Raw genomic sequence first — 14,290 nt, forward strand, 5'->3', positions numbered from 1 at the left:
TCACATGCATATTAATTACCTTGCATGTGGGATGCTGAAACAAGTTCAGCATGACAATTCTTTAAGCCCCTAATCAACCCCTACCATTCCTGCTATCTCATTTAAAAACAATACCGCCTGGTCAATGCTATTAACGCCTTCAATGCTTAGGCGCAGGGTGTTTTTAACCTCCTTTAAATTGGTGCGGCGCATGTTTGATTGTACAAAGGTAAGTACGTTGCGGAACGCATCCGATTCAAAATATGGCGACTGCTGGTTGCTGATAAAATAACCGCGCAACACATTCTTTTTAAGCGAGATTTTCTCGAACCCAATAGTCTTGCCCAGCCATTGCAGGCGCATGGTGTTCAACAGATCATTTACTTGTGGTGGTATGGCCCCGAAACGGTCATGCAGTTGTTGCTGAAACGCGGATAGCTCTACCTCGTTTTCCAGTTTGGAAAGCTCCGTGTACAGGTTATATCGTTCAGCTATATTAGTTACATATTCATCCGGGATCAGGATTTCCAGATCGGTATCAATTTGGGTAAAGGAAATAAACGGCCGAGGTTTATCATCGGGGAACACGCCTTTAAATTCATCTTCTTTCAGTTCCTGTATAGCTTCGTCCAATATCTTGTGGTACATGTCAAAACCAATTTCGGCAATAAAGCCGCTTTGCTCGGCGCCAAGCAGGTTGCCGCTGCCGCGGATGTCCAGATCGCGCATGGCCACATTGAAGCCGCTGCCCAGGTCGCTGAACTCTTCAATGGCGCTCAGGCGCTTGCGGGCCTCGCTGGTGAGTGTTGACAACGGCGGACTTAACAGGTAACAATAGGCTTTTTTATTGCTTCGCCCAACACGTCCGCGCATCTGGTGCAGATCGCTCAGGCCAAACATATGGGCGTAATTAATGATGATGGTATTGGCATTAGGAATATCCAAACCGGCCTCAATAATAGTAGTGGCCACCAATACATCATACTCGTGGTTCACAAATTTGAGCATTACATCTTCAAGCGCGTCGCCTTCCAGTTGCCCGTGTGCTATGCCTATACGTGCTTTGGGTACCAGCTTATGGATCATGCCGCCCAATTGCGGTAAATCGGCTACGCGGTTATGAATAAAGAAAACCTGACCGTCACGCTCTATCTCAAACTCAACGGCACTTTTTATCAGGGTATCATTAAACACATGCAGCTCGGTAACTACCGGTTGCCTGTTTGGTGGTGGTGTTGATATAATGGAAAGGTCGCGTGCGCCCATGAGCGAAAAATGCAGGGTACGCGGAATTGGGGTAGCGGTTAAGGTAAGCGTATCCACATTGGCGCGCATTTGCTTAAGCTTCTCTTTGGTTGATACGCCAAACTTTTGCTCCTCGTCAATGATCATCAGCCCCAGGTCTTTAAACTTTACATCTTTGCTTACCAGACGATGGGTGCCTATAATGATATCTACCTTGCCTTCCTTCAGTTTCTCGAGGGTATCCTTGATCTGCCTGCTCGATTTAAAGCGGTTCACATAATCAATATTGGCAGGGAAGCCTTTGAGCCTGTCGGTAAATGTTTTGTAGTGCTGGGCGGCTAAAATAGTGGTTGGTACCAGTATGGCCACCTGTTTGCTATCGGCCACAGCTTTAAATGCCGCGCGCACGGCCACTTCGGTTTTACCAAAGCCTACGTCGCCGCAAATCAGCCTATCCATAGGGTGGGGCGATTCCATGTCCCTTTTAAAGTCGGCGGTAGCTTTTTCCTGATCGGGAGTATCCTCGTAAAGGAACGATGCCTCCAGCTCAGTTTGCAGATAGCTATCGGGCGAAAAGGCATTTCCCAATTGTGCCTTACGCAAAGCGTAAAGTTTGATCAGGTCGCGGGCGATGTCCTTAACTTTTTTTTTTGTGGTTTTCTTGAGTCGTTCCCAGGTATCAGTACCCAGCTTGTTCATTTTGGGTACGGTACCCTCTTTGCCGCTGTATTTTGATATACGGTTAAGCGAGTTAATGTTTACATACAACAGGTCGTTATCCGCATAAATAAGGCGGATCATTTCCTGCTGTTTGCCGTTAACCTCCACTTTCTCCAGGCCGGCATATTTGCCTATCCCGTGATCAATATGGGTTACGTAATCGCCGGTCTTAAGATCGCGCAGCTCTTTAAGGGTGATGGCCTGCGAACGCTGATAGCCTTTTTTAAGCTTGTATTTATAATAGCGGTCAAATATCTGGTGATCGGTATAGCAGGCCAGTTTTTGTTCATGGTCCACAAAACCTTCCCGTATCGAAACGCTTATCGGGGTAAATTTTACCGTTTTGTCAAGGTCATCCAGTATAGCATATAAACGCTCTACCTGCCGGGCCGAATCGGTGAGTATAAAATTCTCGACATGAACAGCCTCGTTACTTTTAAAATTGTGGATAAGCAGCGTGAAATCTTTATTAAAAGATGGTTGCGGCCGCATATCAAAATTTATAGTGGCATTTGGCTGGTAAAAAAACTGTTTGCCAAACTCCACCACCGGGAAATCATGTAACTGGTCGGCTATCAGTTTTTCGTCAGTAAAGCCAAATTTTGGATCTATCCACTCCGGGTTTTGCGCTTTTTCGTCGGCAGACAAGGCCTTCCACAAGTTTACCGCTTTCTTAAAGCCGGATTGGATAATATCCAGTGTAAACTGTACATCTTTTATCCACACCTGTGTGCCGGCATCTACATATTCCAATAAGGAGATATTGCTCTCGGTTAAAAATTTAGATTGTACATTGGGTACAATGGTGATGCTTTTAACCTGCTCAACAGATAGCTGGCTTTCAATTTCAAACGTGCGGATAGATTCAATAAAATCGCCAAAAAATTCTACCCGGTAGGGCAGGTTATGCGAGAACGAAAATATATCAACTATACCGCCACGGATAGAGAACTGGCCAGGCTCATACACAAAGTCAACCCGGTCAAAATCATACTCAATTAAAAACTCATTGATAAAATCAAGACTAAGCTTATTACCAACGGCAATTTCAAGGGTGTTTTTTTCGAGCGAGGCCCGGTCTATCACCTTTTCGGCCAGGGCCTCGGGATAGGTTACTATCAGTTGCCCAAACGCTGACGAATGGTTAAGCTCGTTCAGTACCTCGGCACGGGCCAGCACATTGCTGCTATCGGGCTGGGTAAATTCAAATGGCTTGCGGTATGATGATGGGAAAAGGAGCACTTCTTTACCGGTAAGGTTTTCCAGATCTGCCTGGAAATAACCGGCTTCTTCACGCTCGGGCAGCACAAATATCATGTGCTTATGCTGCAAAAAATACAATGCTACCGCCATGGCCGAATCACTTGACCCGACTAAACCACGAAGCTGTATTCTTGGATTTTTGGAAGCATTAAGCGCGGTTGCCAACGCCTTGATCCTTTCATCAGCTTTATATCTGTCTAAAATATCACGGATGTTCAAAACTGAGGCAAATGTACATAAAAAAGACTTTTTAAATAAGCTAAGATAAATAGTAAACAATTATGCAAACAATATGTGGGTATAATCACTTTTTAATGGTAAATTCATATATATCATTTAAGCCAACCTATTACTTTAACCAAATTTTATAATTTATGAAGAATGCAATTTTATCGGGTATTTTTATCGGAGTTTTAAGCATATTATGGATGTTTGTCATGCACCAATATGGCATAACACCACAGAAAGATACCGTTGCCACAGCAGAATACTTTTCGTTTTTGATACCCGCCATTGGACTATTGTTAGGTATCAGAAGTTACCGCGCCAATGATTGCAAAGGACAAATGGGTTTTTTAGAAGCATTAGTACAAAGCTTTAAAATATTATTGGTTGGTGGTATTATTGCGGGCTTTGCTGGTGTACTTTATATCAGCTATGTATCTGCTGGCGAAAATCTGATGGCCTTTTCAGGAAGATTATTCGGAGCCCTGCTGGTAGGTGTGCTATTGGCTTTCGGCGTTTCGCTGTTGTATCACAATAAATCAAATAAGGTTGATTAAAAAGCTCTTTTCAAAATATTTTGAACTCGTTTTCTGGATAGCGGCAATGTTGTGCCTGGCCTTTACAAGCCCGGTGGCCGAATCGCACTTTACCTTGTGCCCTTTAAAGCTGATGGGGATTAAATGGTGCCCCGGTTGTGGGCTGGGGCATTCTATTATTTATTTGTTTCATGGCGATATCCGCAATTCTTTCCAGGCCCACTGGCTGGGTATCCCGGCTGTGATTGTTATTTTTCACCGCATATATGTTTTGGGGAAAGACAGGTTGGGCTATGGGCCGCGGTTTGAAAATGGCAGCAATCACTCAGCTCTTGAAAAATAAAATACTTCAATGTCATGCTGAACGCAGTGAAGCATCTATTGTACAATATGCAAAGCTCAGCAATAGAGCCTTCTTTCCTACCCATGCCGTATTCGATTTTCAAGGTGTAAAGGCCTGCCAGTCCGAGCATGTCGAAGACTCGCGCGGAAGGGCCTTTGCCCGCTATGCTTCGACAGGCTCAGCATGACAGCCCTTTTGGCAATGTTATTTCCTCTTCAGAGTCTCCGGATTTTATCACTCAGGATGACAAATTGTAGTTGATGATAAGAAAATCAGGAGAATCCTTTAATCCGATAAATCCCGGTTCAGACAAAATCTTTTCACCGCCAAAACCCACCCACTCACCGACTTGTTTTTGCTGCTAACCAGTTTTGCATTGGTGTTTTTTACCCGCCGCAGTACCTTTATATCATAAAACAAACGATAACCTTAAGCTTTACTAAAATGAACACTTACCAAAATCCATATATGATGTTCGACGGAATGACACCCGAAGAATTTACTTTTTTACAACAAGCCACAGCCTCCTTAACTGAAACCCAGCAACGGTACTTTCTGAATATTTACGGGGGTAAAAGAAAAAATCCGCAGGATATTATGCTGGTTACTTTGATAGGATTTTTGGGTGTATCGGGCATACAGCGCTTCATGACCGATCAGATAGGTATGGGCCTGCTTTACTTTTTTACTGCCGGCTTTTGTTTTATAGGTACCATTATCGACCTGATAAACTATAAAGACATAGCTACAGAGTATAATAAAAAAATGGCTTTCGAAAGCTTCAACATTGCTAAAATGAGCAACTAAAGATCCCTTTTAAGGGGGGTAATAGTTTCACTATATATCCAAAAAAATCCACCTTCTGTTACGGGGTGGATTTTTTAGTTTTAAGGAATTTGTCTGGACCTGGATTAAACAGATTTATCTGATTAAAGGATTTTACTTCAGATTGGAAGAAATCATGGGAATCCCTTAATCCCCAAAATCCGGGTTCAGACATTTCCCTATTTCCCCATCGATTTATCCCTTACTGCTTTAAATTCAGAACCGGGTTTCCAGCCGGGGAAAGTTGTTTCATTACTTAGTTTGGTGCCTATCCGGTAAAGTATATCGGCTATTTGGGCCATGCCGGTGGCGTCCATGTCATCACTGTAATTATCAGCCGGCTGGTGGTAGCGCTGCTCATTGTATTCTTTTTGCTTATCCTCGCCATAAGTTGGACCTTGTGTTTTGCTATTACTGCCGTTATTAATGTCGAGCGCGGGTACACCCAATTTGGCAAAGTTAAAATGATCAGACCGGTAATAACTACCCGATCCGGGATGACGGTCGCCTACAATAGTGAGACCATCCTGCTTAGCTATATCGCTTACATAATCTTCCAGCTCATTTTGTCCCTTGCCGGTAATGGCAATATCTTTGGTTTCGCCATAATTGCCCAGGGCATCCATGTTCAGATCGGCTATGGTTTTGTTAAGCGGATATATGGGGTGGGTAGCATAATATTCAGAACCAAGTAAACCCTGCTCTTCGGCAGTTACTGCCAAAAACACAATAGAGCGTTTAGGTTTTTCTTTTGCCTTCTGAAATGCTTTTGCCACACTGATGATAGCCGCAACGCCACTGGCATTATCAACCGCACCGTTGTAAATACTGTCGCCTTTGGCATCGGCTTTCCCTATACCCAGGTGGTCCCAGTGAGCGGTGTACAGCACATATTCCCCTGGTTGTGAACTGCCTTTTATAATTCCTATTACGTTGTGCGATGTGGAATATTTTAACTTATTATTTAAGGTTAAGGATACATCCATATTCAAGGGGATGGCCTTAAAATCTTTTTTACGGGCAATGGCACGGATATCGCCTGTGATGCCTGCAGCGGCCAATAGTTTTTGGGCGGCATCCTCGGTTATCCATCCCTCAACTTTACAGCGCGACAGGTGTTTATCCTTTTGCTGCAGGTAAAGCTTGGCACCGCTAAAGCTGTTGGTCACCACACTCCAGCCGTAGCTGGCCGGTTCGGTTTGGTGCACAATGATCACTCCTGCGGCACCCTGACGGGCAGCTTCTTCGTATTTGTAGGTCCAGCGGCCATAATAGGTCATGGTATCACCTTTAAAAAAGGTTGGATCGCCGTTTTTAAAACCCGGATCATTTACCAGTACAATTACAGTTTTGCCCTTTACATCAAGACCGGCATAATCATTCCAATGATATTCGGGTGCAACAACGCCATAACCCGCAAAAACAAGCGGCGATTTTTTGAGATCCACAGTAGGAAGTTCCTGGCGAGTGGAGGTTACAAAATCTGTTAATGCATGTAAGGTCATGGGTGATTTGCCACCGGTGATCTCCATCGTTTCGGACGGTGTGCTGGTGATCTCAACCATGGGCACATCCTGAAAATAGGCGCCGTTGTTGCCAGGTTCCAATCCGGCTTTTTTAAATTCGGAGGCGATGTAGGCAGTGGCTTTTGTTTCGCCGGCAGTAAAGGGTTTGCGGCCCATCAAAGAGTCATTGGCCAGCACTGCGATATGCGATTTTATTTCATCGGCTGATATGGCCTTTGCAGCCTCCTGGTCGGTGTTTTTATTTTGACTGCAACCAGTTAATAAGGCAAAACCAGACAATGCCAGCAAGTAGTTGTATTTATTAATCATATATGCGATGTGTTTATTCCAAATGTAATTAAAGGAAACGCTTGCTGCAAGAGTGGGAGTGTAACAAAAGCTGTAAGCTTTTAATATGTTTACCACGGGCTGAAAGCCCGCGGTAGCGGAGAGGGGGCTTCTATGCAGTCGCTCGGCTCCAGCCGAGTGACTGCTATTTTCCGGCGTCCCGCCGCAGTTATTTCTTATCAACCTCGCAGGCCGGAGGCCTGGTAATAATGGTCACTCGGCTCCAGCCGAGCGACTGCAGAGATGATAAGAGGTTTGTGAAGACACAAACCTCGGCATAAAAATTCTTTGCTATCGCTCAGAATGACAATTGAATAAAACACCACGCATATAACTCCCCCTTTAGGGGGCCGGGGGGCTAATCAATCCACTCAAACTTGGTATAAGGCACCAGTACTTCAGGTATTTTAATCCCCTTTTCGGTCTGGTTGTTTTCAAGTAAGGTAGCTACAATACGCGGCAGGGCCAGGGCGCTGCCGTTTAGGGTGTGGGCCAGTTGGGTTTTACCTTCGGCGTTGCGGAAACGTAATTTTAAGCGGTTGCTCTGGAATGTCTCGAAGTTTGATACGGATGATACCTCCAGCCAGCGTTGTTGTGCCGCGCTCCAGGTTTCCATATCATAGGTTAAGGCAGAGCCAAAACCCATGTCGCCGCCGCAAAGACGCAGTACGCGATAAGGTAAGCCTAAGTTTTGCAGCAAGCCTTGCACATGGGCGCTCATTTGCTCCAATATTTCGTATGATTTATCAGGGTGTGCCACCTGTACAATCTCCACTTTATCAAACTGATGTAAGCGGTTCAGGCCGCGTACATGGGCGCCGTAAGAACCAGCCTCGCGGCGGAAACATGGTGTATGCCCGCAATGTTGTACCGGCAATTCATCAGCTTTTAATATCACATCGCGAAACATGTTGGTGATAGGCACCTCGGCGGTTGGTATCAGGTATAAATTATCAAGTCCAACAAAGTACATTTGCCCCTCTTTATCTGGCAATTGTGATGTTCCAAAGCCAGATGCTTCGTTTACCATTAAGGGAACGCTTACTTCGCTGTAACCCGCTTTTTCGGCCTCGTCAATAAAGTAATTGATGAGTGCACGTTGTAGTTTGGCGCCTTTATTTTTATAAACAGGGAAACCGGCACCGGTTATTTTAACACCCAGTTCAAAATCAATCAGGTTATATTTTGCGGCAAGCTCCCAGTGGGGCAGGGCAGTGGCAGGCAGTTCGGGTTTTGCACCGTTTTCAAGCACCACTTCGTTTTCCTCAGGTGTTAAGCCTTTAGGTACTGAGCTATGTGGCAGGTTGGGCAGCAATACCAGTTTTTGGTACAGTTCTTCTTCGGTAAAAGCTAACTGTTCGCCAAGTTTTTTGATATCTTCTTTCCAGGTACCGGTTTTTGATTTGATAACTTCGGCTTCATCCTTTTTACCGGCGCGCATCAGATCGCCAATTTGTTTGGCGGCTGCATTGGCCTCGGCCGAAATGTTATCCATGCTGGTTTGAGTTTGACGGCGTTTATCGTCTAATTGAAGAATTTCATCAACCAGTCCGGTCTGTTTAAAATTTTTTACAGCCAAACGTTCCAAAACCTGTTCCCTGTTATCACGGATATAACTAACTTGCAGCATTATTTTATTTTTTCGACAAAGATATAACGAGTTGGCAGTTTAGAGTAGTGAGTTATGAGTTTTTTGTAAATAGTGCTAATTATATAGGCGTATTTACACTAAACTTTTGCAGTTACTACCCACAACTCATAACTCACAACCCGAAACTGAATGCCCGGTAAACTTTACTTAGTTCCCACCCCAATAGGCAACCTGGAGGATATCACCCTCAGAGCCATCCGTGTTTTAAAGGAAGCCGATCTGATACTGGCCGAGGATACGCGCACATCTGCTCCCTTGCTGAAACATTTCGACATCCATCAAAAGGTGTTTTCGCACCATCAGCATAATGAGCACCAATCGTCAAACGAGATCGTAAAATTTTTACTGGAAGGAAAAAATATCGCGCTGATATCAGATGCCGGTACGCCAGCCATATCTGATCCCGGTTTTTACCTGGTGCGCGAGGCTTTAAAATTTAATATCGCGGTGGAATGCCTGCCTGGTGCAACGGCCTTTGTACCGGCACTGGTGAACTCAGGTTTCCCTACCGATAAGTTTTGCTTTGAAGGGTTTTTGCCGTTGAAAAAAGGCCGCCAAACCCGCTACAAGTTTTTGGCTGAAGAGGAGCGTACTATTATACTATATGAATCGCCGCACCGTTTACTGAAAACGCTCGACGAAATGGCTACCTATTTTGGCGCCGACAGGCAACTTTCCGTTTCACGCGAGCTCACCAAAATGTTTGAGGAAACCGTTAGGGGTACGGTGGCCGAAGTAAAGTTGTATTTTGAAACACACCCGGTAAAAGGTGAGTTTGTGATTTGTGTGGCGGGAGCATCGCCAAAAACAACAAAGGAGAAATACAGAGAAGAAAGAGAAGAAGAGGATTCTGAATAAAAAGAGGGCCTGTTATCCTGAGCCTGTCGAAGGAAGTGCGGAGAGGCCGCCCACCATGCTTCGACAGGCTCAGCATGACAGCTTGGATAAATGAACAAAAAGAAATAAAACATGTCATTGCGAGGAACGAAGCATCTCACAGGACAGGTAGCAGACTTGCATGATGAGATTGCCACGCTGCGTTCGCAATGACATATAGCATAATAATAAAAGAGGACAAACAAGGCTCTCTCCTTTGATGGGGCTGAGTGGGCTCAATATCTAACAAATGAAAAAAAACCTTCCTTTAGCCATACTTTCCGGTTTATTGCTGTGGATAGCATGGCCGCCTACGCCTTATACTACTTTCCTGCTGTTTATTGGTTTTGTGCCGATGCTGTTGGCCATGGAAAACATTATTCAGTCTGCATCCCCCAAAAAAGGGAAGCAGGTATTTAATGTGACCTTTATTGGTTTTTTTATCTGGAACACAGCCTCTATTTACTGGGTGTATAACGCGCTGAAGCAAGTTGGTAATCTGATAGCCATCCCCATTACACTGATCCCTTACGCATTAGGGCCATTGCTGATGGCTACGGCTTGCTGGTTATATTACAGGTTGAGGTTAGTAACTAATCGCGGCTGGGGGCTGGCTGGGTTGGTTTGTTTGTGGATAGGCTATGAATACCTGCACCAAAGCTGGGACCTGAACTTTCCCTGGATGACCCTGGGCAACGGATTTGCGGTAACCCATCAGTGGGTGCAATGGTACGAGTACACCGGCGTTTATGGTGGTACTATTTGGGTATGGGGATTAAATATCCTGGCGTTTTTAATATATGTTGGTCTGCGCGAAGCGCAATTAAAAACGGAAAGATTAAAGTTGATCACGGCGTTTGCCCTGTTATTGCTGCTGCCGCTTGGTTTTTCGTTATTCACTTATTATAATTATACCGAGCAAAAAAATCCATCTAACATCGTGGCGGTTCAGCCCAATATTGATCCTTATGAAAAGGAGGGGAGCATACCGGTGAACCTGCAGCTGGATATCATGATCCACCTGTCGCGGAGTGTGGCCCAGCCCAATACCGAGTTTTTTTTATGGCCCGAAACCGCCATTCCGGATTATATGAACGAGGACGGTATCAACAACAATATTTACTTTAAACAGGCGCAATATTTTTTAGGTAAATACAAAAACAGCACACTGATAACCGGCGGAGAAACTTACCGCTTCTATAATTCACGGGCTACCCCAACGGCCAGTCCAACACAACAACCTGGTATGTTTGCGGATAGTTTTAGCTCGGCATTGGCTATTGAAAACAGTGGCAATGTGCAGATCTACCACAAATCGCGACTGGTACCGGGCGCCGAATCCTTGCCTTTTGGCAATACTTTATCGTTCCTGAAGCCGGTATTTGAACATTTGGGTGGTGCTACCGGCGCATATGGCAGTCAGGCGGATGCGGATGTATTTTATTCGCAAAGCGGAATTGGTGCCGACCCTGTTATTTGTTTTGAATCTATCTGGGGCGAGTATGTGGCCCGCTCGGTACGTAAGGGCGCGCAGTTCATAGCCATTATTACCAACGATGGCTGGTGGGAAAATACCTCGGGCAAAGACCAGCATTTAGATTATGCCAAGCTGCGGGCCATTGAAACCCGTCGTTGGGTGGCAAGGTCGGCCAATACCGGGATCTCTGCTTTTATAAACCAGCGCGGCGATGTGGTACAAAAAACCAAATGGTGGACAAAAACAGCCATTAAGCAGGATATTAACCTTAACTCCGAACTTACCTTTTACGTGGAGCATGGCGATTACCTGCCCAAAGCAGGCAGCTTTATCGCGGTTTTATTGATTGTTTTTATTATAGTGAAAGGGCGATTTAGGAAAAGGGTGGTTGCGTGATTTTTGTCTGAACCGGGATTCACCTGATTAAAGGATTAACAGGATTTTTCTTTAATATTCAACTTGTCATACTGAACGTTTGAAGATCTATTATGCGATTTGCATATTCGATAACAGATCTTCGTTCATACCCATGACGTGCTTGTTTTCATCAACAGTAAACCCCATAAGCCTTTGCCCGTTATGCTTCGACAGGCTCAGCATGACAGTCTCTTTAGCAACGTCATTTCTCCTTCAGAGTCCTCGGATTTGATTACACAGGATGACAAATTTATAATGCTACAACCCGTTCCGTTTCAAAATGAACGCCATTAGGTCATTGATGGGTTGTTTGATGATCTTGCCGGTTTTTACGCCCTGTTGTTGGCAAAGTGCGGTAAGCTCGTTGGCAAAGAAGTACGCAATGGAGCCCACAAAATGGCATTTATACCGATGGTACTCCGGGTATGATTTAATATTGCTTTCAATAAATTCCAGCAAGCCTTTTTCCAATAGTGCCTGTCCGTAAGGAGTTGCCTTTATTTCGCTTACAAATTTAGAAAATGAGGCCAGATAGGTATTGGCATTGGGCTTTTGATAAACATTCTTGATCACGATCTCTTTGTTAAGCCCATAAGCTTCATCAAACTTTTGGCTGATATCGACAGGCATATTGCCGTATAAAAAATCGGTGATCATGGCCTTGCCAAACCAGGTGCCAGAGCCTTCATCTCCTAAAACAAAACCCAAACCATGCTGCCCATCGTGTATGCTCTCGCCGTCAAAAAAAGAAATATTTGAACCGGTTCCCATTACACAGCAAATGCCTTTTTCATACCCGCAGGTAGCGTAGGCGCAGCCCAAAAGGTCACTGTCAACACTTATAAAGGCTTTACTGAATAACTGGCTTATGGCATTCGAAACTATCTCATGCCTGTCTGGACTGGAGCAGCCAGCGCCAAAAAAATATATCTCAGTAACCTCATTGGCATGTGCTACCATATCAGGCACTTGCTCCTGTATTATTTTTGCAATTTCCTTTTCGGTTAAAAAGTATGGGTTTAATCCGGCGGTTTTAAATGATATAGACTCCTGCGGTGAGGTACTAAGCAGCCAGTCTGTTTTTGAAGATCCGCTATCGGCAACTAAGATCATGGACAAATTTCTTCAAGCGCTTTAAGGGTTAATGGCTTATGTATGAACTGGGTAATATATTTATTCCCTAATGATTGCTTCATATCCATAGGATCGAGGGATGAAGAAAGCATAAATATTTTTGTATCGTTTTTATCAATTAAAAGCGCATCATATTCCCGCAAAAACTCAAATCCGTTCATCACGGGCATACGGATATCCAAAAATATAACATCAGGTTTTATACTACCTTCCCTAAGCGACTCAATAGCCTCAGCAGGCGATTGCCTGACAATGATCTGCTCGGCAAAATGGCTGCTTTCCAAAATCCTGCGCGTAATAAAGTTGTCGATGTAATTATCATCGATCAACAGGCAGGTTTTGTAGGGATTTAACATTATTTCAAAAGTAGCTTTTTAAAACAATTTAAAAAACATACACTATAAATAAATACTTATTCGTCTTAATTAATACTGATGCTGTTAGTAATTTGCTTTAAAGTTACTTCGGCAAGCTTTGACTGGTATTGGGCTGCAAAAAACTTTGACTGGGCATCCAGGTAATTACGCTGAGCTTCCCTTATTTCTAAAGGGGTAATATTACCCAGTTTATATTTTTCTAATGATATATCAAGATTCTTTTTAGCGATGACCACATTGGCCTGCCCCAGCTTTATCAAATCGAGCCCGGATAAATAGCTTACAAAAAAATTACTGATCTGTGCTTCAATATTCAGTTTGGTCTGTTTAGCATCAATAGTGGCATTATCGATCTGTATTTTCGCGTTTTTTTCGCGCCGGTTCTGGTTAAAGCCGTCAAAAATATTAATGGTTGCTGTTAAGCCGTAATTTAAGCCGTGTGTGTTTTGTGACAACGTGAAGCCGGCCGGTGTTTTATTATTGCTAAAAGTATAGCCGGATGTTACGGCAACCTGGGGGTAGCGGGTTGAGCGTACTTGTTTTAAACTAATTTCGGCCAGGCGTTTATTTATTTGTGCCGACAAAATTGCCGGGTTTTGCAGTTGGGCGCTATTAATAACATCGGCTAATATTAATTTCTCATCAATCACGATAGTATCGGCCACAGAAAAATCTGTTTGCAGATCGCGGATCAATAACTGGTTAAGCTGAATTTTTACCGCTTTAAACAGCTGATATTGTGTAACCAGGTTGGCGGTATCCGTGTTCAGGTTTACCTGCGCGTTTAAAACATCCAATTTTGAAGCCCTGCCCACCTGAAATTTATCATTGGCATAATGTAGCTGGGTGCGTGAAATATCAATAGCTCCCTTCAACGCTTTTATTTGCTCGGTTTGACTGATCAGATCATAATAAGTAGTAATTACATTGGCAATTGTACTTTGAATGGTGTCCTTTAACCGTATAGCTCCTAAAGTATCCTGGGTTTTTAACTGATCATAATTGGCAAACATATTAAAGCCGTCAAAAACTGTCCAGTTAAGATTTACGCCGTAATTTATGTTTGAGTTTTTGGCATTATTGATGTTATTAACGGTGCCATCATTACGGGTTTGTTTGGTGGTTTGCCTGCTGTTGGTTGATGCAAAATTGCCGTTAACCTGTGGTAGTACGCCTGCATTACCCAGGGTTACATTATTTGATGCAATGGCCGAGTTATTTTGCGACAGCTTTATATTATAGTTGTTTTTCAGGGCTATCTCTACCGCGTCTTTCAGGGTAAGCATGGGCGCATCCTGTGCCCATGCTTTTACACTGAGAGCTATACTGCAAAAAATAAAGAAAGCTATTTTTTTAGTGATCATATTGC

Annotated in this window: 11 protein-coding genes; 5 read left to right on the forward strand and 6 right to left on the reverse strand. The window is 43.9% G+C overall.

What is annotated here, in order from left to right:
* Positions 1 to 69: 69 nt before the first annotated feature.
* A complete protein-coding gene (gene mfd, locus M2273_RS25505) occupies positions 70 to 3,426 on the reverse strand; it encodes a transcription-repair coupling factor (RefSeq protein ID WP_429400600.1) in 3,357 nt (1,118 codons plus the stop codon).
* A gap of 155 nt (positions 3,427 to 3,581) precedes the next feature.
* Between mfd and M2273_RS25510 the strand changes: the two genes are divergently transcribed.
* From M2273_RS25510 to M2273_RS25520, 3 genes are all read left to right on the forward strand, one after another.
* Positions 3,582 to 3,989: a DUF4199 domain-containing protein gene (locus M2273_RS25510; protein ID WP_429400601.1), complete on the forward strand. Its 408-nt coding sequence runs from the start codon at positions 3,582 to 3,584 to the stop codon at positions 3,987 to 3,989.
* Positions 3,982 to 4,311 carry a DUF2752 domain-containing protein gene (locus M2273_RS25515; protein ID WP_429400602.1) on the forward strand — a complete coding sequence of 110 codons (330 nt, stop codon included), beginning with the start codon at positions 3,982 to 3,984 and terminating at the stop codon, positions 4,309 to 4,311. Before M2273_RS25510 ends, M2273_RS25515 begins: the two co-directional genes overlap by 8 nt.
* A 444-nt stretch (positions 4,312 to 4,755) precedes the next feature.
* Entirely contained in the window at positions 4,756 to 5,118 is a 363-nt protein-coding gene (locus tag M2273_RS25520; RefSeq protein ID WP_429400603.1) for a TM2 domain-containing protein, read from the forward strand.
* Positions 5,119 to 5,315: 197 nt separating this feature from the next.
* Here M2273_RS25520 and M2273_RS25525 read toward each other — a convergent pair whose 3' ends face one another.
* Both M2273_RS25525 and serS read right to left on the reverse strand, forming a co-directional pair.
* On the reverse strand, positions 5,316 to 6,971 hold the full coding sequence (locus M2273_RS25525; protein ID WP_429400604.1) for a M28 family metallopeptidase: 1,656 nt from the start codon (positions 6,969 to 6,971) through the stop codon (positions 5,316 to 5,318).
* Positions 6,972 to 7,347: 376 nt separating this feature from the next.
* A complete protein-coding gene (serS, locus tag M2273_RS25530; RefSeq protein ID WP_429400605.1) occupies positions 7,348 to 8,619 on the reverse strand; it encodes a serine--tRNA ligase in 1,272 nt (423 codons plus the stop codon).
* Positions 8,620 to 8,769: 150 nt separating this feature from the next.
* Here serS and rsmI point away from each other — a divergent pair, with 150 nt between their 5' ends.
* Positions 8,770 to 9,498, forward strand: coding sequence for a 16S rRNA (cytidine(1402)-2'-O)-methyltransferase (gene rsmI / locus M2273_RS25535; RefSeq protein ID WP_429400606.1), 729 nt, complete (start codon positions 8,770 to 8,772; stop codon positions 9,496 to 9,498).
* 268 nt (positions 9,499 to 9,766) lie between these two features.
* Positions 9,767 to 11,389 (forward strand): apolipoprotein N-acyltransferase, encoded by a 1,623-nt coding sequence (gene lnt, locus M2273_RS25540; RefSeq protein ID WP_429400607.1) that lies wholly within the window; start codon positions 9,767 to 9,769, stop codon positions 11,387 to 11,389.
* 279 nt (positions 11,390 to 11,668) lie between these two features.
* Here lnt and M2273_RS25545 read toward each other — a convergent pair whose 3' ends face one another.
* The 3 genes from M2273_RS25545 to M2273_RS25555 form a co-directional block, all read right to left on the reverse strand.
* Entirely contained in the window at positions 11,669 to 12,523 is an 855-nt protein-coding gene (locus M2273_RS25545; protein ID WP_429400608.1) for a BadF/BadG/BcrA/BcrD ATPase family protein, read from the reverse strand.
* A complete protein-coding gene (locus M2273_RS25550; protein ID WP_429400609.1) occupies positions 12,520 to 12,900 on the reverse strand; it encodes a response regulator in 381 nt (126 codons plus the stop codon). The genes M2273_RS25545 and M2273_RS25550 overlap by 4 nt, the downstream gene beginning before the upstream one ends.
* 65 nt (positions 12,901 to 12,965) lie before the next feature.
* Complete coding sequence (locus M2273_RS25555; RefSeq protein WP_429400610.1) at positions 12,966 to 14,285, reverse strand: TolC family protein; 1,320 nt, start codon at positions 14,283 to 14,285, stop codon at positions 12,966 to 12,968.
* Between the last annotated feature and the right edge of the window lie 5 nt (positions 14,286 to 14,290).

Source organism: Mucilaginibacter lappiensis (assembly GCF_050433765.1).
GTDB lineage: Bacteria > Bacteroidota > Bacteroidia > Sphingobacteriales > Sphingobacteriaceae > Mucilaginibacter > Mucilaginibacter lappiensis_A.

Coding starts and splice junctions, on each gene's coding strand:
- M2273_RS25510 (WP_429400601.1), top strand. CDS start 3,582: ATGAAGAATGCAATTTTATCGGGTATTTTTATCGGAGTTTTAAGCATA.
- M2273_RS25520 (WP_429400603.1), top strand. CDS start 4,756: ATGAACACTTACCAAAATCCATATATGATGTTCGACGGAATGACACCC.
- M2273_RS25525 (WP_429400604.1), bottom strand. CDS start 6,971: ATGATTAATAAATACAACTACTTGCTGGCATTGTCTGGTTTTGCCTTA.
- serS (WP_429400605.1), bottom strand. CDS start 8,619: ATGCTGCAAGTTAGTTATATCCGTGATAACAGGGAACAGGTTTTGGAA.
- rsmI (WP_429400606.1), top strand. CDS start 8,770: ATGCCCGGTAAACTTTACTTAGTTCCCACCCCAATAGGCAACCTGGAG.
- lnt (WP_429400607.1), top strand. CDS start 9,767: ATGAAAAAAAACCTTCCTTTAGCCATACTTTCCGGTTTATTGCTGTGG.
- M2273_RS25545 (WP_429400608.1), bottom strand. CDS start 12,523: ATGATCTTAGTTGCCGATAGCGGATCTTCAAAAACAGACTGGCTGCTT.
- M2273_RS25550 (WP_429400609.1), bottom strand. CDS start 12,900: ATGTTAAATCCCTACAAAACCTGCCTGTTGATCGATGATAATTACATC.
- M2273_RS25555 (WP_429400610.1), bottom strand. CDS start 14,285: ATGATCACTAAAAAAATAGCTTTCTTTATTTTTTGCAGTATAGCTCTC.